This is a genomic window from uncultured Chitinophaga sp. (assembly GCF_902168175.1).
Lineage (GTDB): Bacteria > Bacteroidota > Bacteroidia > Chitinophagales > Chitinophagaceae > Chitinophaga.
Window position 1 is genome coordinate 387,345 of record NZ_CABHOU010000095.1, and the last position, 25,428, is coordinate 412,772.

General features: G+C 47.8%; 21 protein-coding genes. 12 read left to right on the forward strand and 9 right to left on the reverse strand.

Going from position 1 to position 25,428, the window contains the following annotated elements:
* Positions 1–42: 42 nt before the first annotated feature.
* Complete coding sequence (locus QZT80_RS22885; RefSeq protein ID WP_295127810.1) at positions 43–360, reverse strand: carboxypeptidase-like regulatory domain-containing protein; 318 nt, start codon at positions 358–360, stop codon at positions 43–45.
* 415 nt (positions 361–775) lie between these two features.
* On the opposite strand from QZT80_RS22885, the gene QZT80_RS22890 reads away from it, so the two are divergent.
* Together QZT80_RS22890 and QZT80_RS22895 are read left to right on the forward strand one after the other, a co-directional pair.
* Positions 776–2,626: a 2-oxoacid:acceptor oxidoreductase subunit alpha gene (locus QZT80_RS22890; protein WP_295127812.1), complete on the forward strand. Its 1,851-nt coding sequence runs from the start codon at positions 776–778 to the stop codon at positions 2,624–2,626.
* A 108-nt stretch (positions 2,627–2,734) separates the two neighbouring features.
* The gene (locus tag QZT80_RS22895; RefSeq protein ID WP_295127815.1) at positions 2,735–3,334 is read left to right on the forward strand and encodes a DUF6134 family protein; all 600 of its coding nucleotides are present in this window, start codon (positions 2,735–2,737) and stop codon (positions 3,332–3,334) included.
* On the opposite strand, the gene QZT80_RS22900 is transcribed toward QZT80_RS22895, so the two are convergent.
* From QZT80_RS22900 to gldA, 7 genes are all read right to left on the reverse strand, one after another.
* Positions 3,331–4,521, reverse strand: a complete 1,191-nt coding sequence (locus QZT80_RS22900) for a Gfo/Idh/MocA family oxidoreductase (RefSeq protein WP_295127818.1) — start codon at positions 4,519–4,521, stop codon at positions 3,331–3,333. The two genes, QZT80_RS22895 and QZT80_RS22900, sit on opposite strands and share 4 nt — an antisense overlap.
* Positions 4,522–4,624: 103 nt before the next feature.
* Complete coding sequence (locus tag QZT80_RS22905) at positions 4,625–5,857, reverse strand: nucleoside permease (protein WP_295127821.1); 1,233 nt, start codon at positions 5,855–5,857, stop codon at positions 4,625–4,627.
* Between the two features lie 105 nt (positions 5,858–5,962).
* Positions 5,963–6,631, reverse strand: coding sequence for an endonuclease III (gene nth / locus QZT80_RS22910; protein ID WP_295127824.1), 669 nt, complete (start codon positions 6,629–6,631; stop codon positions 5,963–5,965).
* Positions 6,632–6,724: 93 nt separating this feature from the next.
* The gene (locus tag QZT80_RS22915; RefSeq protein ID WP_295127827.1) at positions 6,725–6,856 is read right to left on the reverse strand and encodes a hypothetical protein; all 132 of its coding nucleotides are present in this window, start codon (positions 6,854–6,856) and stop codon (positions 6,725–6,727) included.
* A 258-nt stretch (positions 6,857–7,114) separates the two neighbouring features.
* A complete protein-coding gene (locus tag QZT80_RS22920; RefSeq protein WP_295127830.1) occupies positions 7,115–7,429 on the reverse strand; it encodes a septum formation initiator family protein in 315 nt (104 codons plus the stop codon).
* Positions 7,430–7,515: 86 nt separating this feature from the next.
* Complete coding sequence (gene eno / locus QZT80_RS22925) at positions 7,516–8,808, reverse strand: phosphopyruvate hydratase (RefSeq protein ID WP_295127833.1); 1,293 nt, start codon at positions 8,806–8,808, stop codon at positions 7,516–7,518.
* 57 nt (positions 8,809–8,865) lie between these two features.
* The gene (gene gldA, locus QZT80_RS22930; RefSeq protein WP_295127835.1) at positions 8,866–9,771 is read right to left on the reverse strand and encodes a gliding motility-associated ABC transporter ATP-binding subunit GldA; all 906 of its coding nucleotides are present in this window, start codon (positions 9,769–9,771) and stop codon (positions 8,866–8,868) included.
* 498 nt (positions 9,772–10,269) lie between these two features.
* Here gldA and QZT80_RS22935 point away from each other — a divergent pair, with 498 nt between their 5' ends.
* Genes QZT80_RS22935 through bcp form a run of 7 tightly spaced genes read left to right on the forward strand, consistent with a single transcriptional unit; the run spans position 10,270 to position 17,573 of the window.
* The gene (locus QZT80_RS22935; RefSeq protein ID WP_295127837.1) at positions 10,270–10,929 is read left to right on the forward strand and encodes a hypothetical protein; all 660 of its coding nucleotides are present in this window, start codon (positions 10,270–10,272) and stop codon (positions 10,927–10,929) included.
* 1 nt (position 10,930) lies between these two features.
* Positions 10,931–11,917, forward strand: coding sequence for a hypothetical protein (locus QZT80_RS22940; protein WP_295127840.1), 987 nt, complete (start codon positions 10,931–10,933; stop codon positions 11,915–11,917).
* A gap of 36 nt (positions 11,918–11,953) precedes the next feature.
* Entirely contained in the window at positions 11,954–13,720 is a 1,767-nt protein-coding gene (locus QZT80_RS22945; protein WP_295127844.1) for an OmpA family protein, read from the forward strand.
* Positions 13,721–13,776: 56 nt separating this feature from the next.
* Positions 13,777–14,562, forward strand: a complete 786-nt coding sequence (locus tag QZT80_RS22950) for an ABC transporter permease (RefSeq protein ID WP_295127847.1) — start codon at positions 13,777–13,779, stop codon at positions 14,560–14,562.
* Positions 14,559–15,362, forward strand: coding sequence for an ABC transporter ATP-binding protein (locus QZT80_RS22955; protein ID WP_295127850.1), 804 nt, complete (start codon positions 14,559–14,561; stop codon positions 15,360–15,362). The genes QZT80_RS22950 and QZT80_RS22955 overlap by 4 nt, the downstream gene beginning before the upstream one ends.
* 39 nt (positions 15,363–15,401) lie before the next feature.
* The gene (locus QZT80_RS22960; protein WP_295127852.1) at positions 15,402–17,102 is read left to right on the forward strand and encodes a M23 family metallopeptidase; all 1,701 of its coding nucleotides are present in this window, start codon (positions 15,402–15,404) and stop codon (positions 17,100–17,102) included.
* 9 nt (positions 17,103–17,111) lie between these two features.
* Positions 17,112–17,573, forward strand: a complete 462-nt coding sequence (gene bcp, locus QZT80_RS22965) for a thioredoxin-dependent thiol peroxidase (RefSeq protein WP_295127855.1) — start codon at positions 17,112–17,114, stop codon at positions 17,571–17,573.
* A gap of 707 nt (positions 17,574–18,280) precedes the next feature.
* Here bcp and QZT80_RS22970 read toward each other — a convergent pair.
* On the reverse strand, positions 18,281–19,837 hold the full coding sequence (locus QZT80_RS22970; RefSeq protein ID WP_295127858.1) for an SUMF1/EgtB/PvdO family nonheme iron enzyme: 1,557 nt from the start codon (positions 19,835–19,837) through the stop codon (positions 18,281–18,283).
* A gap of 229 nt (positions 19,838–20,066) precedes the next feature.
* Here QZT80_RS22970 and porU point away from each other — a divergent pair, with 229 nt between their 5' ends.
* The 3 genes from porU (at position 20,067) to ispF (ending at position 25,387) form a co-directional block, all read left to right on the forward strand.
* The gene (gene porU, locus QZT80_RS22975) at positions 20,067–23,456 is read left to right on the forward strand and encodes a type IX secretion system sortase PorU (protein ID WP_295127861.1); all 3,390 of its coding nucleotides are present in this window, start codon (positions 20,067–20,069) and stop codon (positions 23,454–23,456) included.
* Positions 23,457–23,582: 126 nt separating this feature from the next.
* On the forward strand, positions 23,583–24,737 hold the full coding sequence (gene porV, locus QZT80_RS22980; protein ID WP_295127863.1) for a type IX secretion system outer membrane channel protein PorV: 1,155 nt from the start codon (positions 23,583–23,585) through the stop codon (positions 24,735–24,737).
* Between the two features lie 155 nt (positions 24,738–24,892).
* On the forward strand, positions 24,893–25,387 hold the full coding sequence (gene ispF, locus QZT80_RS22985; protein ID WP_295127866.1) for a 2-C-methyl-D-erythritol 2,4-cyclodiphosphate synthase: 495 nt from the start codon (positions 24,893–24,895) through the stop codon (positions 25,385–25,387).
* The last annotated feature ends 41 nt before the right edge of the window (positions 25,388–25,428 follow it).

A 25,428-nucleotide genomic window follows, 5' to 3' on the forward strand; every position in this document is an offset into this window, starting at 1 on the left:
TTACTGCATGTGCCGGCTTTGATTAACCCCTATGAAAACCAACTATTGCTCGAGTTTGATATCGCCAAGGTCGGTAGCCTTCCCGTCTTCTACTTTCACATCAGTAATGGTAGCGTCTTTATAAGGATCTTTACCATCAATGATTACTGTGTAGGTACCTGACTTAGCGTTAGTGAATGAAAAGGCACCATCAGATATAGCTGCCTTAAGCGTATCTGCCCCGGCCACTGCCCATGCTTCGGTTGCCCCGTCGGCCGGTGTTACTTTACCGGATATTGCTCCGCCATCGATAGATTTAAATGCAAATGCGCCAAATGCTACTGCTGATAATGCTAATATGCTTAATTTGATCTTTTTCATAGCATACAATTTTAAATGGTTTAAATAATAAAGAATGGTTAAGTATATATGGTTAAATGAATGTGCTTAGTTAGGTGTTTTTGTTTTCAAATATCCGACTTGTTATCGTCGCATGTACAGTGAATAAAACAATTACTATGCCTCGTAACTGCCAGATTATCTGAGAGGAAGGTATTTAACATTTCTTTAAACAAGCTTTAACATTGTGAGTTCGCTTTTTAAGAATTCCGTTTTCGATTACTACTTGGATCAGTAAATAGATATCTTGCAACCTCGTGAAGAATTGGGGACAAAACGTGTAAAGTCTACCATATTTGTGTACTTTTGGTCACGAATTCTCAATTATCGGCCTTAAATGCCGAAACTATGTTACGAATACCTAATTTTACAGTCAAATACTTAGAATAGATCTGAAATGTCAAATACATCCATAACACAGCTAGAAGACGTAGTGATCAAGTTTGCCGGTGACAGTGGCGATGGTATGCAGCTTACGGGAACCCAGTTCTCTAATAATACAGCTCTTGTGGGTAACGACCTTAGTACGTTCCCCGACTTCCCTGCAGAAATCCGTGCCCCGCAAGGTACCCTTGCTGGTGTGAGCGGTTTCCAGCTTCACTTTTCTTCCAATCGTATATTTACGCCTGGCGACGCCTGCGACGTACTGGTGGCGATGAACGCCGCCGCGTTGAAGGCTAACCTTAAAGGCCTTAAAAAAGGCGGTATCATCATCGCCAATACAGATGGTTTCGATTCCAAGAACCTCCGTCTTGCTAACTACCCTGAAGGTGTTAACCCACTGGAAGACGATTCGTTGAAGCCTTACGAGCTGCATACGATGGACGTTACCAAAATGACACGTGAGGCGCTTAAAGAAACCACTTTGGGCATGAAGGAAAAGGACCGTGCGAAGAACATGTTCGTGCTGGGCTTTATCTACTGGCTCTACAACCGCGATATGGACAGTACGGAAAACTTCCTGCGCGATAAGTTTGGTAAGAAACCGGAGATATTCGAAAGTAACCTGAAAGTATTGCACGCAGGTTACAACTTCGGCGATACCGTAGAGGCCTTCACCACCCGCTATAAGGTGGAAAAGGCGCGCATGGAGCCAGGTACTTACCGCAGCATTACTGGTAACACCGCTTTGTCGTACGGCTTAATAGCAGCCTCTCAGAAAGCTAACCTGCCACTATTCCTCGGTACGTATCCTATTACGCCGGCAACCGACATCCTGCATGAGCTGAGCCGTTATAAGAACTTCGGCGTTCGCACTTTCCAGGCGGAAGATGAAATTGCCGGTATTACTTCGGCCATCGGCGCATCTTACGGTGGGCACATGGGCGTTACTACTACCTCCGGCCCGGGTATGGCGCTGAAAGGCGAAGCCATGGGCCTGGCAGTAATGCTGGAGATACCTTTAATTATAGTAGATATTCAGCGCGGCGGCCCCTCTACCGGTTTGCCCACTAAAACCGAACAGTCTGACCTGCTGCAGGCTTACTACGGCAGGAACGGTGAGTGCCCGATGCCGATCGTATCGGCCTCTACACCCTCCGACTGTTTCGAAGGTATTTACGAGGCTTTCCGCATAGCGGTAAACCACATGACGCCGGTGATTTTCCTGAGCGACGGTTATATTGCCAATGGTGCTGAGCCATGGCGTTTCCCGAAAGCAGCGGACCTGCCGGAAATTAAAGTAACGTTTAAAAAGGGACTGGAAGAAGGCGAAGAGAACTTCTACCCTTATGAGCGCGACGAGAACCTGGTTCGCCCATGGGCAGTACCTGGCACACCGGGGCTGGAACACCGTATTGGTGGCCTGGAAAAACAAAACATTACCGGTAACGTAAGCTACGATCCGGAAAACCACCAGCAGATGGTGAAAATCCGTCAGGAGAAGGTAGATAAGATTGCCGATCATATTCCGTTACAGAAAATAGAACTGGGACCCGAAAAAGGTAAGGTGCTGGTACTGGGTTGGGGATCTACTTACGGCGCTATCAAAAGTGCTGTACTGGAACTGCTGGCCGAAGGTCATGAAGTGGCACACGCGCACCTCCGTCACCTCCGTCCTTTCCCTAAAAACCTCGCTGAAATCCTTAGCAGCTACGACCAGGTACTGATCCCCGAGATCAATAACGGTCAGTTGATACGCATTATTCGTGATCAGTTCCTGATTAATGCACAAGGATATAATAAGATAATGGGCGTACCCATTACCAAAAGCGAACTGGTGATCAGGATCAGAGAAATGCTGGCTTAGTTAAAACAGATTAAGCTAAGACATAAAAAATCCTGCTCATGTTTGGGCAGGATTTTTCGTATATTCATAAACGTACCGTGCCATTTTAAACCTGCAATTAGTTAACGTATGAAAACACTGGTCATCCTGAAATCCCTCGTGTTACTCTTCCTGCTTCCACTGGCGGTAAAGGCACAGTCGTACAAGTATGATGTTATCTTTAATAATAAGGTTGTTGGTAATATTAAGGTGAATCAGCGCGGCAGCGGCAACAACCGCTCGCTGGTACTGGAAAGCCGGGTAAAGATCAAACTCATCGCCAACATTACTGTGGATACGGATATTACGGCCGAATTTGAAGGTAATGTATTAACCACAGCCAAGGCCGTGCGCCTTTCCGGTAAAGGGAATGACAATAAAGAAACCTCTACGAAGAAGCAGGCCAACAATTACCTCGTGGTACGGCAGGGCGAATCGTCGACACTGCCCGAGGCTAAGATCATTTACTGTGTTACCGACCTTTACATAACTGAACCTAAGGGCATGAAATCGGTATACTCCGAAACGTTGGGGAAACTGTTGCCGGTAAGGGCGCTGGGGCAGGACCGTTATGAAATTACGATGCCAGATGGCAAGAGGAATATCTATCGTTATTCGGGAGGAAAGCTTGCCGAAGCTGAGGTAAACCACATCATCGGCAAGGCAATCTTCCGCAGGGTAGAGGCTTAAACAGTCTGTTCTACTATCTGCCCTGTTTTCTTATCTTTTAAAATCAGTTTTTTGGCGCCATAGTGCGTAGTTTCCTCTTTGATGAGGTAGTACTGCTCATTGTAATCTGTTTGCGGGCGCATTTTCTCCACTCCTTCCTGTCCGCGCCAGATGTCCAGTTTAACCGGTTCCCATTGCTTGGAAGTGGCAGATTTGTAAGCTGCATCGAGGATGGCGTTTACCACGTAACCGTCGTAGAAGGTTTCGGTGGGCGGGCGGCCTTCTTCGATAGCGTGGAACATGTCCGCGAACATATGGTTGTAGCCTAATTCGTTTAGCTCGTCGCCTACAGGGAACAGCCAGCCGGTGTTGCTTTCTGCTTTTTCGGCCACGTAATCGGCGCCTTTCCCGGTGGTAAACATATCGAAGCCTGTCCGCAGGAAGCTGTTAAGCCAGATAGTTCCTTCAGAACCCATTACCTCGTCGCGCAGGTCGAGGCCGCCGCGGAAGGTCCAGCTTACTTCGAACTGGCCGATGGCGCCGTTCTCGTACTTCACCAGGCCAATGGCATGGTCTTCTGCATCGATAGGTTTCACCTGGGTATCGGCCCAGCACATTACTTCAACCGGTTTTATATCCTTGCCGATAAAGCTGCGGCCAATCTCCACGCAGTGGCAACCCAGATCGAGTATACAACCACCGCCTGCCTGTTCTTTATCCCAAAACCACTCGCTGTGGGGGCCAGGGTGCGTTTCTCTCGACTTAGCCCAGAGAATGCGGCCTAAGGCACCGCTCTTAACGCTTTGCAGCGCCTTCAGGAACTTCGGTGTATACACCAGGTCTTCGAGGTAACCGTTGAAAATACCGGCTGCTTCTACCATCTCCAGCATTCTTTTGGCTTCTTCCGCATTACGGCCCAGGGGTTTGGTACAGATCACACCTTTTTTGTGTTTGCAGCAAAGCGCCACGGCAGCTTCGTGCAGGTTATTGGGCAGCGATACGCATACCACGTCCACATCGGGGCGGGCAATGGCGGCTTCCATGTCGGTGGTCCAGAAAGGAACTTTGTAGTCTTCAGCGAATTTCGTCGCGCTTTCTTCCCTGCGGGAATAGATGCTGGTGATCTTATCGCGGCTCCTCTGCCCCTGCAGGGAGTCGGCATAAAAACGGCCGATAAAGCCGGAGCCTAACATAGCAATTCGTTGCATAAATAATGGATTGACGTGGTGAAGAACGAAAATAAAAAACTCCGCAGTTAAAAACCAGTGACATAGGTAATTGACTGCGGAGTAATATTTAAAACAGCGCTGATTATGCTGTCATTGTTACTTTTTTACTGTCTTTAAAGGTAGCCATAAACAGTACCCAAACAACCAGGGCAATACCAGCAGGTATCAGCCAAATCATCTGCCAGTTTGGCTCGCCGGTAGCAGTTCTGTAATGCTCGGAAATAAGACCGGCCACATAGAAACCGATCAACATACCTACACCATACGTAGCCAGGGTAACAAGGCCCTGTGCAGCGCTCTTGTATTTTTCGCCTGCCTGCGCATCAGTGTAAATCTGGCCCGATACGAAGAAGAAGTCGTAACAGATGCCATGAAGCGCGATACCGATAATGAGCATGAAGGACAGGTCGCCTGCATTGCCATAAGCAAACAGGGTATACCTTACCGCCCATGCCAGCATACCTACCATGATGGTTTTTTTAAAGCCGAATTTATTGAAGAACAGTGGCAGTGCCAGGATAAACAAGGCTTCTGAAATTTGCCCGATCGCCATTTTACCAGTTGGGTTTTCCAGTCCGGAGTTCTCCAGGAAAGGGTGTGCATTCTGGTAGTAGAAAGCCAGTGGAATACAAATGAGAATAGAAGCGATGAAGAAGATCAGGAAGTTTCTGTTGGCGAGCAGGCCAATAGCGTCGAGACCCAGCATGCTGGCCAGACCTTCTTTCTGATCTTTATTTTTCACCGGAGGTGTTTTAGGCAGCGTGAAGCTGTAAAGGCCCAGCAGCAAAGAGGCAACACCTGCCATGGCGAATGTGTTTTTCAGCAAACCAGCTTCTGTATTCGCCGGAGAATCCCAGTGGAATACATAGCTGATAGTAAGGCCTGCTAATATCCAGCCAACGGTGCCCCAAACACGGATAGTCGAAAACTCTTTCTCGGGATTGGTCATCTGGCGGAACGATACAGAGTTTACGAGTGCGAGGGTAGGCATAAAGGCTACCATATAAGCAAACACGTAGGGATAGAATACGCTCACTGTTTCGGAGGTATACATCATGTACATTAAACCGGCACCCAGCAGGTGCAGTACACCTAATATTCTTTCTGCATTAAAATATTTATCGGCAATCAAACCGATAATAAAAGGAGCGATAATGGCGCCCCATGACTGTGTGGAAAATACATTAGCGCTTTCGATGCCGTTAGCGGCAAGGTTTTTTCCCAGGAATGTGCCCAGTGTTACGAACCATGCTCCCCAGATGAAAAACTCCAGGAACATCATAACGGACAGTTGCAAACGTGTGCTTGACTTCATAACGATATTTAGACTTTATTACTTGTATAAAAACTTTAGCGGCAAAAGATAAGGAAATTCTGTTCGAAAATCCTAAATAGTGGATAGACGTTTTAAATTCCCCGTTTAGTACTTCGGGAGACTCGGCTGGTTTCCGCGGATCAGTCCCTGGTAATATTTACAGACAGGCCGTAACCCGCACTCCTCGCACTTGGGGCTGCGCGCCAGGCAGATGTAACGCCCGTGCAGAATTAACCAGTGATGTGCTACATGTACTTTTTCTTTCGGTATATATTTCAACAGCTGCATCTCTGTTTGCAACGGTGTGGTGGCATTTGTGGTGAGCCCTAACCTTGCGGATACACGAAACACGTGCGTATCAACAGCCATGTTAGGTTGATGATGAACAACAGAGGTAATAACGTTCGCCGTTTTGCGGCCAACTCCCGGTAGCTTCACCAGTTCGGGAACGGATGAGGGAATTTCACCGGCAAAGTCATCTACCACCATATTGGCCATTCCAATGAGGTGTTTTGTTTTATTATTAGGATAAGAAATGCTTCTGATAAGTGGGAACAGATCGTCGAACGTGGCTTTGCTGAGCGCGTGTACATCGGGGTACTGCTCAAATATGGCAGGGGTGGTAAGGTTCACACGTTTATCCGTACACTGTGCTGATAGTATGACAGCTACGAGTAGTTGGTACGGATTATCGTATATGAGTTCTGTTTCAGCATTGGGAGCATGTTGCTCGAAATAGCTGATTACATACGCGAAACGTTCTTTTTTGGTCATGCCGTAAATATAATGCGAAATGCGCATACTGCGGACAGGCCCGGAAAGGACGGAACTTGTAATAATAGTTACTGTATACTTTAACGGGAACGCCTATTTCTTCTTTGCGTATTCGAAGATGGCGTCTAGTGTGCTGTTACGCGGTGAGTACTGTATAGTTTTCAATACTTCAGCAGTAAAAGCGATCAATGCTTTCTCTTCACGTTGCATCTTTAACTCATCCATATGCCTTGTTTTTTTATCTTCTTTTGTAGCGTGTGAAGTTATAAAGAGAGGTAGTGTAGAATTACTCATGCAAATACAGTTTATTTGGTCAAATGGTGTTTATAACAAAATAGTTAACCTCTAGATAACGCGGATTGACACTAACGTATTGTCAAATTAAGTCAAAAAAGTGGGAAATACAAGATAAAAGGACGGATGGCAGCGGCTGGCGGCGGATAAGAAGGATGAATGGAAGTGATTGATTATGAGGATATAAGCTTACTCTTCCTTTGGTTTTTCGGGGATAATCAGGAAAACATCTTCGTTTTCCTTTTTCATTTTATACTTCTCACGGGCGAATTTCTCCAGTTTTTCCATGCTGGACAATAGTTCCTGGCTTTCTTTACGGGTAGCCTTGTTGTTTTCGAGGTAAAAGTCCTTCTGGGCTTCCATTTTGTTTACTTCGGCCGACAGTTGGTATTGGGAGATCATGTTGTTCCGGTCCAGGAAAGCGAGCCATATGATAAAGGCGGCCGTTGTAACGAAATACTTATTTCGGACAAGTGCTGGTACTTTAAATGGTGCTTTGAACATACTGGAGGATTTAAAAACCGGGAGCCTGTTGAAGGGCTCCCGGCTAATTTAATGACATGTTGACCACTAAATAACGTTATAGTTGGTTATTTCTTACCAAATTTAACGGAATTATTCGGATAAATGGCCGTGTTACCAAGTTGTTCCTCGATGCGGAGCAGTTGGTTATATTTCGCCATCCTGTCTGTACGGGAAGCCGAACCGGTTTTGATCTGACCGCAGTTCAGGGCTACCGCCAGGTCGGCGATGGTTGTATCTTCAGTTTCGCCTGAACGGTGGCTCATGATGGAAGTAAAACCAGCTTTGTGGGCCATGTTTACTGCATCGATGGTTTCAGTAACAGTTCCGATCTGGTTTACTTTTACGAGGATGCTGTTAGCAATGTTCTGGTCGATACCTTGTTTCAGGCGTTTTACGTTAGTAACGAACAGATCGTCACCTACCAGCTGTACATTAGCGCCAACTGCTTCGGTCAGTTTTTTCCAACCAGCCCAGTCGTCTTCAGCCATACCGTCTTCAATAGAAACGATAGGGTATTTTTTGCACCACTCAGCCCAATAAGCTACCATCTCATCGCTGGAGATAACTTTACCAGAGCTTTTGTAGAATTTGTAGCTGTTGGTTTTCTCATCGTACATTTCGCTGGAAGCTGCGTCCAGAGCGATGCCGATCTGAGTACCTGGTTTGTAACCAGCTGCTTCGATAGCCTGCAGTACAGTTTCGATAGCTTCTTCGTTGCTCTGGATATCAGGAGCGAAACCGCCTTCGTCGCCAACGTTAGTGCTATAACCTTTCTTTTTCAGAACAGATTTCAGTGTGTGGAAGATTTCCACGCCCCAACGCAGACCTTCAGAGAAAGATGATGCACCAACAGGGATGATCATAAACTCCTGGAAGTCGATTTTGTTATCAGCGTGAGCGCCACCGTTAACGATGTTCATCAGGGGTAAAGGCAGGGTGTTGCCGTTTACGCCACCGAGGTAACGGTAAAGAGGCAGGTTGGCCACTTCTGCAGCGGCTTTGGCAACAGCCATGCTCACTGCCAGGGTAGCGTTAGCGCCCAGTTTAGCTTTGTTTTCGGTGCCGTCCAGCTCGATCAGCAGTTTATCAATACCGGCCTGGTCGGTTACGTCCCAGCCTTCCAGCTCAGGAGCGATGATCTCGTTCACGTTCTTAACAGCCTGTAATACGCCTTTTCCAACGTAAACGGATTTGTCGTTGTCACGCAGTTCAACGGCTTCGTGTTTACCGGTAGATGCACCTGATGGTACAGCTGCACGTCCGAAATGTCCGTCTTCTGTAGTAACGTCTACTTCTACAGTAGGATTGCCGCGGCTGTCAAGTATCTGCCTGGCATGAATTTCTGCAATGATGCTCATAATGATGAATTATTGAAAGGTTTTTCTGTTTTTCCTCATTTTGTTAAATAAATTCTATCACTTTTGGGTTTTTTCCCTGAAAATATCCTCCAGTGACTGCGAATTGCTATGCAAAGAAAGGATGTTCCTGTTACTTATCAAAGCAAATTGTAATAGGCTTTTCCGTACGGTCTCCAGATCGTCGGAATAAAGCTGCCAGGTATTGTTGTCCCTGTCCACAGCCCTGCTTACCCCAGCAATGGCTTCCAGCTCCTCCCGGGTGGCGGTTTCGCCGAAGCTAACCTGTACAAAACCACTCCCCATCTGCTGTAAGGCGGAAATGGAGTCGTCGGCTATAATATTTCCTTTATTAATAATGATTACGCGGCTACACATCGCTTCCACTTCCTGCATGATGTGGGTACTCAGCATCACGGTTTTATCCTGCCCCACCTCTTTTATCAACTGGCGTATTTCTGCCAGTTGGTTAGGGTCAAGGCCGGAGGTGGGCTCATCGAGGATGAGTACTTCCGGGTTATGCAGCAGCGCCTGGGCCAGGCCTACGCGCTGTTTGTAGCCTTTAGACAGGGCACCTATCTTCTTTCTGCGTTCAGGGGTTAGCCCGGTGCGGGCTATCATTTCATCGATGCGGCCGGCAGTTTGGGCGCCTAACCCATGTACACCGGCAATAAACTCCAGGAACTCACGTACGAACATGTCGTGGTATAGCGGGTTGGCTTCGGCCAGGTAACCTACGCGTTTACGCACTTCCATAGGGCTGGTAGCAACATCGAAGCCGCAAACCACTGCCTTACCTGCGGTGGGTGGCAAAAAGCCGGTGATCATCTTCATGGTAGTACTCTTTCCCGCGCCATTAGGCCCAAGAAACCCTACGATCTCACCTTTATTTAACTGGAAGGATACGTCTTTTACGGCCTGCTGCTCGCCATACACCTTAGAAAGATTTGTTACCGTTATAGACATGCTGTGCTTAATTGGATAGCTAAAGTAGTAAAGTTTTAAAATATAGTTTTCCTTTAATCCGGAATGCCTGCAGGTATACGCCATAAATTGCAGAGGCATTTTGTTTAAAGAAATGTTAAAGCCAGCCCCCAAAACCTATTAAATATTCAAAAACACTGCACCCACGATGCGCCTCCGGAATTTTGCAGATATCAAATTTGTTATACTTTTACATCGTCAATCTGATAACAGAAAATGTAGACAACAACTTCACTCAACGATATGAATACTTCTGTAAAGCATTACGGAATATTTGTACAACCTTCCCGATTGGTAATATAGAAACCCAGCTCCCGGTAAGCTTTTGAATGCTGCGCAAGCGTTTTGCGTACTGCTATTCTGTACATGCTTTCCAGACGTTCGTATGCGTCTTCATCACATGGTATGCCTATGCTGCGCAAGTGCACGTGCGATAGCTGTGTTCATACCTCTTCTGATCACCATTTTATACTAAAAACAATGGCAAACCTTTTAAAAAAGGCGCTAGGGCTCTTCGTGGAATTTGAGCCCGATGGGGAAAGTGCGCCCGTACAAAACAGCAGTAGTAATACTCCTGCAAAATTCCCTGCTGCTCATGCAAAAGAGATAGCCGCCGCTATGACTGATGCGGACCTCGACAAATTTGAACAGCACTTTTCGCAGCTCTTCGAGCGCAGTAACCTGCCAGGGCCCGACTACTTCGAGTTCTGGAAGATGATGGAAACGCTGGAAGCGCACCTGCCGGATGAAAAGGCACGCCTCTCCGTAGTGTATGCCACACTCAGCGTACAGGGCCTTACAAAGGATAAGTTGATGGAATCTGCCGCGCAATACAAACTGATTGTAGAGCAGGACCGCAACGAATTCGATAAGGCGGCTAACGACAAAGCATCGCACGAAATTGAAGGTCGCAGGCAACAACTGGAGGATATGGAAAAGCTGATAGCCGATAATGCGGAGCTGATCCAGAAACTGACCCAGGAAATTACTGCAGCACAAACTAAGGCAGGCGCTTTAAAAACGGAAGTAACGGAGCATGAAAGGAAGATAGCTGTAAACCGCCAGGGTTACCAGGTGGCGAGTGAGGCAATGATCAATAAAATTCTTACTGACATTCAAAAAATTCAAACATCACTCTAACATGGAAACACAATTCTTTCCCGCAGAACCCGGCCAGAAGCTGAAGTCTTACTGGAACAGGCCCGGTGGTAAGTTCGGTTTGGTCATCGGCCTGGGACTACTTGTACTGGCTGGTTATTATGTAGTGCCCATACTTACAAAGGTGGTATGGAACACGCTCAACTTCGGTATTGCACTGGTGTGCTTAGGTATATTCCTGTACGCTGTTACGCACCGCAAACTGCGCCTGAGTTTATTCTACTTCTATGAATGGCTGATGAAAAAGCTGATAGGTGTAGTCATAGAACTCGACCCTTTCCTGATCGCGGAGGATTATATCGGCGATATGGAAGAACAGCGTGAAAAGCTTTATAAACAGTCGATTGATGTAGACGCGCAAAAGGAAAAGATAGACCTGAAGATCGCGGATAAGGAACGGGAAATGGGGCACCTGATCGGTCGCGCTAAAGCGGCGCAGAACAATAACATGCTGCCCGAACTGGGTAATGCCACCAGGCAGATAGCGCGCCTGAAAGAATACATCATGCAGCTTACGCCGATACGCGATAACCTGGCCCGCATTGGCGACTATCTCACCAAGGTACACAAAAACAGTGCTTACCTGATTGAAGATGCCCGAAATGAACTGGAACTAAAAAAAGACCTGTACAAATCCGTTACCTCGGGCAACAGGGCACTCAGTTCCGCACTCAAAATATTTAAAGGCGATCCTGAAAAGAAACTGATGGTGGAACAGTCCATGGAGTTTTTGAAGGAGGACATCGCTACAAAATTGTCGAGCATGAAGAAGGCGATCAATTACTCGAACGACTTTATGCGCTCTATCGACCTGGACAATGCTACGTACGAATTGCAAGGCCTGCAAATGCTGGAATCGTTTGATCCCGACAAGGAATTTAAACTGAACACACAGCCATGGGAACCTTCTAAAACTGATCGTTTGCCAGGTACCGTGGCCAAAGACAATTACAATGATTTATTAAGCTAATAACACACTTATCACTAACACTAAAAACTACACACAATGTCTGTTAAAGTTAAACCCGGCGGTAAAATTTTAGGTATCATCATCGTATTGGGCGCTATATACGCCGCAAAAGTATTCTGGTGGGATAAACGCCCTCAGCAGGCCAAAGCCGCCGCCGAAATCGGACAGGTAAAACTGCCCGACGCGCCTGAAGCATCGTTAAGTAAAGATGCCGTAATGTTATCACTGCCTTCGGCTGACGAAGCATTGAACGGCGGTACAAAAATCGAATGGCGTATTATGGCGTGGAACTCACAGTTCCCGCTGATGTATGCGAACGGTGGCGCTAAAACCACTAAAGGCTCCCTGCTCGACAAAGCGCAGTTGCAGCTCGAAATCATCAGGCAGGACGATTGTAACAAGTCGATAGCCGATATGGTGAAGTTCGCACAGGAGTATAAAGCGAACCCGAACACGCCTGGCGTATTCGCCTCTTTCATGGGCGACGGTATGCCTATGTTCTTCGCCGCACTGGCAAAAGAACTGGAGCCACTCGGCCCCGATTATCAGCCTATTGCATTTTATACCATGGGTAAAAGTTATGGTGAAGATAAACTGATGGGCCCTGTGGACTGGAAACGTGATCCTAAAAATGCGATCGGTAAAACAGTGGCCTGCGTACTGCGCGACGGTGATATGAACATACTGGTAAAATGGGCGGGCGATAACGGCCTGCGCGTAAACCCGGATGAAACCACTTACGACCGCAATGCGATCAACCTTATCGCAGCTAACGACTTCCTCGACGCGGCCAATAAATACATTGCCGATTACAAAGAGTCGCGTAAGCTGGTAGTAGATGGTAAAAAGATCAGTAAGGATACCACTGTAGGCGTAGACGCCGTGTCTACCTGGACGCCCGGCGACGTTAATGTGGCGCAGAAGCGTGGCGGACTGGTAAACATTGCATCTACCAGAGAGTATAGCTCCCAGATGCCGAACATTACCATCACCATCAAGAAATTCGCCTACGATCACCGTACCGATATGGAGAACCTGATCATGGCTTTATCGCAGGCAGGCGACCAGGTGCGCTCGTTTAGTGAAGCGAAAGCTTTTGCTGCCGAAGTATCTGCAAAAGTATATGCCGAACAGGATGCTGCTTACTGGCTTAAATACTACAACGGCGTAGAAGAAAAAGATGCACAGGGTATGAATGTAAGCCTCGGTGGATCTATGGCCTACAACCTGGCCGATGCCGCTAATATGTTCGGTTTAGGTAAAGATGGTATTGACCGTTACAAGATCGTGTACAACACCTTCGGCGATATCCTGGTAAAGATGTATCCTGAACTGGTGCCCTCGTACCCGGTGTATAATAAGGTGGTAGATAAATCCTTTATCGCGTCTGTAGTATCCAACCACCCCGAATTGCTGGAAGGTAGTACGATCAAACAGGAATACGCGAGTGAGATCACGAAAGAGGTATCGTCTAAATCGTACGAGATACAGTTTGAAACCGGTAGCGCGCAAATCAAAAAAAACTCTTACCCGGTGTTGGAAGAGATTCTGAAAAGTGCCGTAGTGGCCGAAGGTTTGAAGCTGGGCGTATATGGTCACACCGACAATGTGGGTAACGACCAGTCAAACACTGAGCTGTCTGAACAGCGAGCCGCATCGGTAAAAAATTACCTCCTGGGCAAAGGCCTTTCATCCGAACGAGTAGAAGCCAAAGGTTATGGCGCTACTAAACCCATCGCAGATAACAACAGTACCGAAGGTCGCGCAAGGAACCGCCGTGTGCAGATCGTTTTAGGTAACTAGTTCTATTTATCCCATGCATGCCGTGCATTTGCACGGCATGCTTTTAAAACACAACAATGCAAACACTCAAACATATATTCGAACCACTGCGGCTGTTAAATAAGCGAACGCTTACACTGCTGATAGTGATAGAAGTACTGCTGGCACTGGTAGCCTGGCAATTGAGCGGCGGCGGTCTTATTCCTACCCCGGCCAAAGTGCTGGCGGCATTGGGCGATATTGTACAGCGACCGGATTTTCCGGATAACCTGTTTGCCAGTTTAACGCTCACCATTAAAGGTATGGGCATCAGTATCCTTATTGCACTGGTCATCAGTTACTTGTCTATTGTCCCGTTTTTTCAGCCACTGGCAAAGTTTGTGATCAAGTGTCGTTACCTCACCTTAACAGGTCTTATTTTCCTGTTTACGTTGTTAACCCAAAATGGCCATCAGCTTAAACTAAGCCTGCTCATATTTGGCATTGTACCGTTTTTCGTGACCTCTTTGTTATCGGTGATCGATAACATTCATGCGCAGGAATTCGAGTTATGTACCACGCTACGCATGAACAGCTGGAAGGCTTTGTGGGAAGTGGTAATTGTAGGGCGGTTAGACCAGGTGTTTGAAGTAATGCGGCAGAACTTTGCCATTGCCTGGCTGATGATCACCTCTGTAGAAGGTTTGAGTATGAGCGAAGGCGGATTGGGCGTTATGCTGATTAAAGCCAACAAGTATGTACAGCTGGATGTGGTGTTTGGTACGCTGGTGATCATATTTATACTCGGTATTTTATTCGATTACCTGCTGGGTACCGTTCGCCACTGGTTATTCCCTTACACCAAATTAACCGTAAGACGATGAACACATATTCAAAACACGAAGTATTATTAAGTGCGGAAAACATCCAGCTGCAGTATGGCGAAAAGGTGGTGTTGCGCGATGTGAACTTCCGCATACAGGACATTCGCCGGCACGGTATAAACCAGGGCCAGGTGGTATCGCTTATCGGCCGCAGCGGTATTGGTAAAACCCAGTTGTTCCGCATACTTTCCGGTTTGCTGAGGCCAGGTGCAGGAGAGGTAAGGATTGATGAAGATCAGCATGTGGTGAAACCCGGTGAAGTAGGTATTGTGCCGCAGAACTATATCCTGTTTAACCACCGTACTATTTACCAGAATTTAAAGATCGGGCTGGACAGCGCACAGTTAAATCTGAGTGAGGCAGAAACCAAAAGCACGATAGCCGAATATGCCGCCACGTTCGAACTGAGCGAACATCTTAAAAAGTATCCTGCACAGTTGAGCGGCGGCCAGCGCCAGCGCGCCAGCATTATCCAGCAGGTGCTTACCGGTAACAAGTTCATATTGCTCGATGAGCCCTTTTCTGGTCTTGATGTGCTGATGATCGACCGCGTGATGGAGTTGCTGCTGAAGATATCGACCCTTAGCGAGCATAATACGCTGATTATCGTGAGCCATGATATAGAGAATGCCGCGGCCATTTCAGACATGGTGTGGGTGTTGGGGGCAGAAGAAGGTAAACCCGGCGCCACGATTGTAAAGGAGTACGACCTTTGCCAGATGGGGCTTGCGTGGAAACCTGAGATCAGGAGCGATATGCGTTTCGTGGAATTACTGACCGATATCAGAAAGCACTTATAAGAACTGGGCCGGTTTTTTCTTTATCCTTACATTTGCTGGATGAAGAAATTAATTGGCCTTTTTCTTTTAGCTCCGGCTTTATCTATAGCACAGGACATTCCCGTAAAAAACTATCCCAAAGGATACTTCCGTAATCCGTTGGAAGTGCCTATCGTACTGGCAGGCAACTTCGGTGAATTACGTCCCAACCACTTTCACTCCGGGCTGGATATTAAAACCCAGCAGCGGGAGAACCTGGCGGTACATGCAGCTGCGGAAGGATATGTGAGCCGTATCGGAATTTCGCATACTGGTTTTGGTAACGTGGTGTATATAACGCACCCGAACGGTTATACCACGGTATACGCCCACCTGAACCGTTTTTACCCTGCGCTGGAGCAGTACGTAAAGCAAAAGCAGTATGAGCAGCAAAGCTGGGCGGCCGATATGGTAATACCGGCACACCTGTTCCCGGTAAAGAAAGGCGACTTCATAGCCTGGAGCGGCAATACCGGCGGGTCTGCCGGTCCGCACCTGCACTTCGAAATACGCGATACTAAAACCGAGAAACCCCTGAACGGCCTGCTGTTCGGCTTTCCGGTACCCGATACCCGCGCGCCCGAAATACAGCGCATTGCTATTTACGACCGTAACCGCAGCCTGTACGAGCAAACGCCCGTAATGCTGGCCGTTACGCGTAGTAAAACCGGTCAGTACGTAGCGGCCAAACCATTAATAAAAGTGAATACCGATAAAGCCGGTATTGCTATCAGCGCGCTGGACAGGCAAAGTAATTCCGATAACCCGAACGGTATTTTCCAGACGGTGTTGTACGATAACAATGTGCCGTTAACCGGTTTTCAACTGGACAACATCGGGTACGAGGAAACCCGTTACCTGAATGCGCATGTGGATTATAAGATGAAGAAAGGCGGTGGCCCTTTTGTGCAGTTGCTGTTCTCGCTGCCCGGTAACGCGTTGGGCATTTACCACGATTTCGAGGGCGATAACGGCCTTGTAGATCTTTCTGATGGCAAGGTGCACCCGCTGAAGCTGGAGGTGAAGGATGCCTATGGGAACACCTCCCAGGTTACGTTCTCCTTGCAGCAGGAGAATGCGTCGCCGGCAACTGCCGCCTGCGCTAATACCATGTTCCCCGATTCGCGCAATATATTCGAGAACAACCAGGTAGAGTTTTTCCTGGATGAGGGTAGCATTTACGATAAAATATGTTTCCGGTATTCAGAGCTGGGTGCCACAAGCGCCAGTGCCTACTCAAATACCTACAGGCTGCACAATGCGCTGATACCAATTCACAGCAGTTTTAACGTGCGCATTAAGCCAACTAAACAGGTACCCGCGCATCTGCAAACCAAAATGGTGATCGTTCGTAATGGTTTAGGCAACAGCGTAGCGGCTGCCACCTTCGAAGACGGCTGGTATAAAGGCGCTTTCCGCGATTTCGGCGACTTCTACCTCGCGGTAGATACCATAAAACCGAAAATCACACCGCTGGGTGCGTTGAAAAACGGTATGAACATGGGCAAATTAGGCAAAATAGCCTTTTCCATGAGCGATGCCAGCGGTATTAAATCTTACCGTGCCGACCTGGACGGTAAGTGGCTGATGATGTCGAGGAAGAGTAATGTGATTACTTATACTTTCGACGAACACTGCCTGCCGGGCAACCATACACTGGTGCTTACGGTGATAGATATTGCGGGCAACGAGGCCAGCTATACCATTAACTTTAAACGATAAGAAGGGAAGATGTTTCATTTGAAAGAGGGAGATAAGGCGCCTGTATTCCAGGGCCGCGATCAGAACGGAAAATTGGTGTCATTAAAAGATTATAAGGGCAAAAAGGTGATCCTGTTTTTTTATCCGAAGGACAGCACTGCTACCTGCACCGTTCAGGCCTGCAACCTCCGCGACAACTACAGCGATTTAACCGGAAAGGGGTACGAGGTAGTGGGCGTGAGTGCTGATGGTGAAAAGAGCCACCAGAAGTTCATTAACAAAAACCAGTTACCTTATACCCTGCTGGCCGACGAAGACCGCAGCATCCTGGAGCAGTACGGTGTATGGGGCGAAAAGAAGTTCATGGGCCGCGTATACGACGGCATCCACCGCACTACTTTCCTCATTAACGAAAATGGGATCATCGATAAGATCATTCGCAAGCCGCAATCGAAGCGACATACGGACGAGATTTTAGAGATCTGGAAATAACCGCAGGAGGCGCCTGGTATGGGCGCCTTTTTATTTATTGAGCCAGCGGTGGGAACGCTATTGAGCCGCCGTTGTGTCACTCCCTTCAGCGGCAGTAACTACACCGGGCAACCTTTCTATTAAATCCAAACGGTGTATACATCGCCCAGTTGCAAATCTATAGCGCTGGAATTATATCTGTCGCAATCACACCCGCGTGCCTTAAAAGTGTTTAACCGTCCGCTCACCCTCCGCTCACCGTCCGCTCACCCTCCGCTCACTGTCCGCTCACCCTCCGCTTCACCGTACTTCCACCTTGCTCCCTCCCTACTTCCCTGATACTAGTCAGGTCCTTTATCGATCCTTATACACTTTCCCATATTAAACCTGTACATAACCCGTAGATAAACCGTCTCTTTTAAGATACGACTCATATGCGGGTCATATACGGCTTATATACGGGACATATACGGGACATCTCTGTAAGATCGCTAAAGGGTGTGCCTGTTATCGGCGTTGGATGTGGCAAGAGATATCCGACGAAAAAGCTGTCGATGGTGTAGTGGGGTGTTGTATATACCGAACGAAAGAGGTGATGAGTAGAATTGTTGCCGCTGAAGGGAGTGACACAACGGGGGCTTAATAGTTATTCTTTCGCTGGTTAACAAAAGAAAAAGGGCCGTATCCCGAGGATACAGCCCTTTTAATATAGCGTAGTTTAAGCTGAATTATCTTTTCTGACGCTGTTTGCGGAAGATCTGACCGGTTTTGAATTTGTTACCTTCAGGGCTACCTACACGGTCCATTGCGCAACGGAAACCTACAGTATTGGTAGCCATGTCTTCCTGCATGAAGCGGCGTGTGCCTGGGGACAGCCAGTAAGCGCGGTCGTTCCAGCTACCACCTTTGATTACACGCGATTTGTCGTTAACCAGGGAAGTGATGCCGTAGCCGTATTCCACCAGGGAGAGTGAGTCACCATCGAGGTAGTTGATTACGTCACCTTTCTGGTAGTTGAGGCGGCTGGCGCTTTCTTCGTCAGTTACATCACGCATTTTCAACTGCCCGAGGCTGTCTTTTTCCAGTTCTTTATCGGAGTTCATGAACACCGTCTGGAATTTGTTACCACGGAAATAGTTGAAGTCATCGCCGTCGATAGCGGTAAGCGGACGGTAAACGTCCTGTACCCATTCGCTAACGTTGCCCGACATGTTATAGATACCAAAAGTATTCGGGAAGAAAGTAGTTACAGCAGCAGGGATGGATGCACGGTCATTAAGGCCGCCCGCCATACCCATGTTATCACCTGAACCGCGTTTGAAGTTGGCCAGGAACTCACCTTGCCATTTACCACGGCGGATGTCACGAAGACCGCTGTTGTTGGTGCCCCATGAGTAGATCTGTTTGTTCATGATCAACTCCTCACCTCTGTTACCTTCTTTTTTAGAAGGGCTGGGGTTCTGACCAATATAACCTAATGCAGCGTACTCCCATTCTGCCTCAGTTGGCAGGCGGTAGTTCGGCAGCATGATACCATCTTCGAACTGAGCGCCACGAGGCGTACCGTCTGCGTTCTGGAACTGGCCTTTGGTAGACTTGGACATTTTGCCCGGTGTACCTTCGTACAGGCCGGCCATGTAAGACTTCGTATCGAAAGTATTATCGTCTGCCTGGTTGGTAATGTCGGCTTTGGAAAGCAGGCCGGCATCCATCAGTAATTTTTCGTTTACACGGTTAGAACGCCATTTAGCGTAGTCGGTAGCCTGTTTCCAGGTTACGCCTACCACCGGATAGTCGTTATAAGCGGGGTGACGGAAGTAGTATTCCACCAGCGGCTCGTTGTAAGCCAACTCGCTACGCCAAACCAGTGTATCCGGCAGGGCATTACGCACCACGTCGGGGAACGACTCGTTGTACATGCGGGTAAGCCAGTAAAGGTACTCGCGGTAGTGTACGTTGGAAACTTCCGTTTCGTCGATATAGAAAGACGAAACTGTGATCCTGCGCGGAATGTTGTTCCACTCCATCATTACGTCCTGCTCGGTAGCACCCATGGCGAATGTACCGCCCTGAACGAACACAAGACCCGGACCTTGCTTTTGGTCGACGTTTTTGGCCACTGTAAAGCCGCCGCTCTTTTTATCGTTGTAAGCCCAACCTGTTGCAGAAGAAGATTGTTTCTTTTTCCCAAACAGGCCGCCGCCGCCTTCTTTGTTACAGGCAGTGGCTCCGCCGAGGATAATCCCGGCGCCAACTAGTAGTGATAAGGAGGTTAATCTACGCATGTAATTCAGCTTTTTATAAGATATTTCTATAGGTAAACGCAAATGTAAGATTTTTTATTTCATATCAAAAATAATTAATCTGTAAATGCATGCCTTTTAGGTCATGCCTACGGATTAAATATCAGGATTTTAGTTTTCAATTTTGCCACGTTTTGCACTTATTTTCCACATTGCGGGGTTTGGAATCTCCCCTGCATGCAGTAGGTTTGTGTTAAACCGGCTGGCCGCTATGACATCCCGCATCTCCCTTTTCCTTCTTTTCCTTCTTTGCTCAGGCGTTAAAACCTTCGCACAAAGGGTGTATGCCACTCATTCCGTACTTGCCACCGGCAACTGGTATAAGCTGGCCGTTAAAGATCCGGGCGTGTACAAGATAGACATTTCCCTGCTTAATAGTATGGGAATTAATACGTTAAATCTTTCTTCCACCTCCATCCGGCTGTACGGCAACAACGGTGCCATGCTACCGGAAGATAATGCCAGTCCCCGCTACGACGATATTCCCGAAAACGCTGTCTATATTAATGACGGGGGTGACGGTATACTTAACGGAAATGATTACATTTTATTTTATACGCCCGGCCCCCATCAATGGCTGCCTGCCACGCAACATTTTCAGCATCAGCAACATTTGTATGCCGACAGTGCGTACTATTTTTTAAATATCGGTGGCAATGGCAAACGGGTAGTGGCGGATAACAGTTCGCCCGCCGCCAATCGTACAGTTACCAGCTTCGATTACCGGGCCTTTATAGAAAACGATAAAGTGAATGTGTTAGCCAGTGGCAAACGCTGGCTCGATGAGGAAATGAGCAGTCAGCCGGGTAAGAGTCTCAGCCACACGCTGAACTTCGACCTGCCTCCGGGCGGCGTTACCAATACGAACCTGCGGGTGGCCGTAGCCGCCAAAAGTGTGGGCAGCAGCCGGTTCGATGTGATGTTTAACCAGGCGCTGGTGCAGGCGCTTTACCCCGACCCGGTTAGTGGTAACGTGTTTGACAGGCAGGTAACTTCTGTAAATGCCTTATTACCGGTTAGTGGTACGCAGCAGGCGGCTTCCGTAACCCTGCAATTTATACCTGCAGGCGGAGCTTCGGGCTGGATAGATTTTGTAGAACTGCATGCCCGTGCGCGCCTGGCATATCCGGCGCAGGGCGTTTTGTTGTTCCGCGACCGGCAGGCTGTAGGTGCTGGTAATGTGGTGGAGTACAAAATTGCGGGCGGCAATGCCCAGGTGCAGGTTTGGGATGTATCCGGGGAACTTGCTCCTATAGAGGTAAGAACAACTTTTACTGCCGATACGGTCCGTTTCAGCAGGGATGCCGGTAACTTAAAAGAATACGTAGCCTTTAATCCCGCCAATGTACCGGCGCCGAAGTTTGCCGGTACGGTGGCCAACCAGGATTTACACGGGGTTGCCGCGACCGACATGGTTATTATTACTGCTCCGTTGCTGGCTGCACAGGCTCAACGCCTGGCCGCCTATCACCGGCAGCACGATGGGCTAAGTTCCCTGGTAGTAACCCCAGCGGTTATTTATAATGAGTTCTCTTCCGGTCAGCAAGACCCATCCGCCCTGCGCGATTTTATGAAAATGCTGTACGATAAGGGGCCTGCGCCTAAGTATTTATTACTGTTCGGCGATGCTTCCTATGACTATAAAGACCGGGTGCCCAATAACACCAACCTGGTGCCCGCCTGGGAAAGCGACGCCTCCGCCGACCAGATAACCTCTTACACCTCCGACGATTTTTTCGGTTTGCTCGACGATCAGGACGATGTGAACAGCATGTCGCCCATTAGTCTTTTAGATGTGGCGATAGGCCGCCTGCCCGCCAGAACACTGTCGGAAGCCACGATTATGGTCGACAAGATCATCGGTTATCACAGTTCTGCCTCCTTTGGGGCCTGGCGTAACCGCATGACCTTTGTGGCCGACGATGAAGATGATAACCTGCACCTGGAAGACGCCGAGAAAGTAAGTGGGATTATTACCCAGGAAGAGCCCCGCTTCTCGGTATCTAAAATATACGCCGACGCTTACCCGCAGGTTTCTTCCGCTGGTGGCAGCCGTTACCCGGAAGTAAATACCGCTATTAATTCTGGCATGTACAAAGGTACCCTGGTATGGAATTACACCGGTCATGGCAGCTTTTCCCGGCTGGGTGAGGAAGTTTTCCTGGACGAGAACTCCGCCAGCAACTGGAACAATGCATCGCGCCTGCCACTGATGATTACCGCCACCTGTGACTTTGCTCCTTTTGATAATCCTGCGTTTACCTCGCTGGGCGAAAAAATGATATTGCGCGAACGGGGTGGGGCCATTGCGTTGATGACCACTACCAGGGCCGTTTTCGCTTACTCCAACCTGGTAATGAACGCCAACTACTTCCGGCTGGCCTTTACACCCGGTAGCGATGGTAAAATGCCCAGTCTGGGCCAGGCCGCTATGTTATCTAAAAACTTCACCTACAGCAGTTTCAGCGATGTGGTCAATAACCGGAAATTCCAGTTGCTCGGCGATCCCGCTCTTACGCTTGCCTTTCCGGCGCTGCAGGTGCGTACCGATTCACTGAACGGGCAGCCCGTAAGTAATACAGATACGGTGAAAGCTCTTGGTAAATATACCTTTAGCGGCAGTGTTGTCAATACGCAGGGGCAGTTGATGCCGAACTATAGTGGTGAGCTGGAAGTAACGGTGTATGATAAGCCAGAGTCATTAATTACAAGGGCCAATGATCCGGGTAGCAGGGTAGCCGGATTTGCGCTGGAACATAATATTTTATTTAAAGGGCGGGCACATGTCTTAAATGGCAGGTTTAGTTTTACCTTTGTGGTGCCTAAGGATATAGATTTTAAGCCTGGAAATGGCAGAATTAGCTACTATACTTATAACGAGCAAACAGACGGGGCAGGGCACTACAACTCTTTTTCTGTAGGAGGTACCGCCCAGGTAGCCAACGATCAGCAGGGGCCGGCACTAAAAGCCTGGATCAATGATTATAGCTTTAAAGAAGGTGGGATTACCGGTGAAAATGCGGTACTGCTTGTTAATCTGTCCGACGAAAACGGTATTAATACTACCGGACGGGGAATTGGACATGATATTATAGCGGTACTGGACGATAGTACCCGGTATTATGTACTCAACGACTTTTTTGAGGCCCTTTCGGGTGATTACAGGGAGGGGAATATCAGTTTCCCGGTAGAGGGGTTGGCCGAAGGAGCGCACACCTTAACCATCAGGGCCTGGGATACCCATAATAATTCGACCACTATTACCATCCGGTTCAGGGTAAAAGGAAAAGGGGAACTGGCAGTTGAAAAGGTGGGCAACTATCCGAATCCCTTTAAAGATGAAACAAAGTTCTTTTTTTCTCATAACCAGCAAAATGCTGACCTTGATGTAGTTGTGCGGATTTTTAGTCTTCAGGGCCAGCTGGTACGAACCCTGCGACATACAATAAATGGTTCAGGAAGCCGTTATGATGGCGTCATTTGGAACGGTAGAGCCGACTCGGGAGTGAAGGTACCCCATGGAATATATTTGTACGAGCTAACTATAGATAACAGACAGGGCAAATCAAAAAAGTTTGGTGGAAAGCTCATATTATTATAAATTACATACTGTAAACCAGGTGAAACTGATATAATAATGTAGTCGACCGAGCATTCCACCGTTTGTATAGTAAAAAAAAGACATTAATTTTACATCTGATAAACTCACATTAAATCAAATATTGCAATGTATCGAAGGATAATAACGGCTGTAGCATGTATTCTTTCACTGTCCCTTACCCAAAAAGCTTTTGCCCAGGTTGATTCTGTTGCACAGCTGGATGGAAGGATGAATGCAATTAATACCGCTGTTCCCTTTTTGCGCATTTCCCCCGATGCTAGAAGTGGTGCGATGGGTGACGTGGGTATTGCCATATCACCAGACGCCAACTCGATGTTCTGGAACCTTTCAAAAGTGCCTTTCGCCTCAAAAAATGCAGCTGTATCAGTAACCTACACTCCCTGGCTGAAAGAGCTGGTGAACGATGTGTTTCTGGCTACACTGAGTGGTTATACTAAAATTGACGAGTTTTCTGCCGTAAGCGGATCGCTTCGTTATTTCTCCTTAGGTACGATCCAGTTTACCGATATTGCCGGTGCCGACAATGGAACTTACCGTCCGAGGGAGTTTGCCATCGACGCTGGTTATGCCCGTAAGTTGAGCGATAATTTCGGCATGGGCGTGGCTTTACGTTTTATCAACTCTAACCTGGCCTCAGGTAACCTTGATGGTCAGGCTATTAAGCCCGGCCGCGCTGTAGCTGCCGACCTTTCCGGTTATTATACTAAAGAATACGAAAAGGATGACGGTTCTGCCAACAACACCCTTAGCCTTGGTTTCGCGATCACCAATATTGGCAACAGGATTTCTTACACCCGCGCTGCGGATAAGAAAGACTTTTTGCCCACTAACCTCGGTTTAGGTGGTGCTTATACCTTTGGTATCGATGAGTACAATAAAATATCACTTGCGCTGGACATCAACAAACTGCTGGTGCCCACTCCGGATACCGCTACAGGTACTTATCCCGATAAAGGTGCCCTGGCTGGCATTTTCAGCTCATTCGGCGATGCTCCTTTTAAAGAAGAATTACATGAGTTGATGTATTCGGCAGGTGCTGAGTACTGGTACAACGACCAGTTCGCGGTAAGGGCAGGTTACTACAGCGAACATAAAACAAAAGGTAACCGTAAATACTTTACGGCGGGCCTGGGTATCAAATACGACATCTTCGGTCTTAACTTCTCTTACCTCGTGCCTTCCGGCTCTGGTATTCAGAAAAACCCATTGTCGAACACCCTGCGCTTTACCCTTACTTTCGATCTTGACCGCAGCGAATAGTTTTTAACTGAAGATATCAGGATATGTCCCCTGTGGCGAGGCTGCGGGGGACATTTCATTTTAAACGGGGTTTTAACGTTTAAGGTCTGGAACTCAGGCCGATAAACCCTAACTTAGCAACCTGTGTGAATAAACTACAATAAGATATTTTAAGGATGAGTAATTTAAGAATAGGCTTTGGTATAGATTTCCACCAATTGGTAGAAGAAAGGGATTTTTGGTTAGGAGGCGTACTGGTGCCTCATTCCAAGGGAGCATTAGGTCATAGTGATGCAGATGTATTGCTTCATGCTATTTGCGATGCTATGCTGGGCGCCGCTGCCCTGGGTGATATCGGCGTACACTTTCCGGATACCGACCAGACTTATAAAAACATAGATAGCAAAATATTACTGGCGCGCAGTATGGAGCTGATTGCGCAGAAAGGCTTTAGCGTAGTGAACCTCGATGCCAGCCTTTGCCTGCAGGCGCCAAAGATTAAACCCTACGTGCCGCAGATGCAGGAAGTGATCGCAAAGCTGCTGGGCCTCACCGTAGAGGAAGTTTCGATTAAAGCCACCACCACCGAAAAACTGGGGTTTGTTGGCAGAGAAGAAGGTGTGGTAGCTTATGCCACCGTGCTGCTGGAAAAACAAACCAGTCTTCGATAGCAGTATGCAATGAAAATGAGTTCATCACAATTGATATTGTT

Bases quoted from the DNA above. Each gene is read 5' to 3' on its own strand.
- QZT80_RS22885 (WP_295127810.1), bottom strand. From the start codon at position 360: ATGAAAAAGATCAAATTAAGCATATTAGCATTATCAGCAGTAGCATTT.
- QZT80_RS22890 (WP_295127812.1), top strand. From the start codon at position 776: ATGTCAAATACATCCATAACACAGCTAGAAGACGTAGTGATCAAGTTT.
- QZT80_RS22895 (WP_295127815.1), top strand. From the start codon at position 2,735: ATGAAAACACTGGTCATCCTGAAATCCCTCGTGTTACTCTTCCTGCTT.
- QZT80_RS22900 (WP_295127818.1), bottom strand. From the start codon at position 4,521: ATGCAACGAATTGCTATGTTAGGCTCCGGCTTTATCGGCCGTTTTTAT.
- QZT80_RS22905 (WP_295127821.1), bottom strand. From the start codon at position 5,857: ATGAAGTCAAGCACACGTTTGCAACTGTCCGTTATGATGTTCCTGGAG.
- nth (WP_295127824.1), bottom strand. From the start codon at position 6,631: ATGACCAAAAAAGAACGTTTCGCGTATGTAATCAGCTATTTCGAGCAA.
- QZT80_RS22915 (WP_295127827.1), bottom strand. From the start codon at position 6,856: ATGGATGAGTTAAAGATGCAACGTGAAGAGAAAGCATTGATCGCTTTT.
- QZT80_RS22920 (WP_295127830.1), bottom strand. From the start codon at position 7,429: ATGTTCAAAGCACCATTTAAAGTACCAGCACTTGTCCGAAATAAGTAT.
- eno (WP_295127833.1), bottom strand. From the start codon at position 8,808: ATGAGCATCATTGCAGAAATTCATGCCAGGCAGATACTTGACAGCCGC.
- gldA (WP_295127835.1), bottom strand. From the start codon at position 9,771: ATGTCTATAACGGTAACAAATCTTTCTAAGGTGTATGGCGAGCAGCAG.
- QZT80_RS22935 (WP_295127837.1), top strand. From the start codon at position 10,270: ATGGCAAACCTTTTAAAAAAGGCGCTAGGGCTCTTCGTGGAATTTGAG.
- QZT80_RS22940 (WP_295127840.1), top strand. From the start codon at position 10,931: ATGGAAACACAATTCTTTCCCGCAGAACCCGGCCAGAAGCTGAAGTCT.
- QZT80_RS22945 (WP_295127844.1), top strand. From the start codon at position 11,954: ATGTCTGTTAAAGTTAAACCCGGCGGTAAAATTTTAGGTATCATCATC.
- QZT80_RS22950 (WP_295127847.1), top strand. From the start codon at position 13,777: ATGCAAACACTCAAACATATATTCGAACCACTGCGGCTGTTAAATAAG.
- QZT80_RS22955 (WP_295127850.1), top strand. From the start codon at position 14,559: ATGAACACATATTCAAAACACGAAGTATTATTAAGTGCGGAAAACATC.
- QZT80_RS22960 (WP_295127852.1), top strand. From the start codon at position 15,402: ATGAAGAAATTAATTGGCCTTTTTCTTTTAGCTCCGGCTTTATCTATA.
- bcp (WP_295127855.1), top strand. From the start codon at position 17,112: ATGTTTCATTTGAAAGAGGGAGATAAGGCGCCTGTATTCCAGGGCCGC.
- QZT80_RS22970 (WP_295127858.1), bottom strand. From the start codon at position 19,837: ATGCGTAGATTAACCTCCTTATCACTACTAGTTGGCGCCGGGATTATC.
- porU (WP_295127861.1), top strand. From the start codon at position 20,067: ATGACATCCCGCATCTCCCTTTTCCTTCTTTTCCTTCTTTGCTCAGGC.
- porV (WP_295127863.1), top strand. From the start codon at position 23,583: ATGTATCGAAGGATAATAACGGCTGTAGCATGTATTCTTTCACTGTCC.
- ispF (WP_295127866.1), top strand. From the start codon at position 24,893: ATGAGTAATTTAAGAATAGGCTTTGGTATAGATTTCCACCAATTGGTA.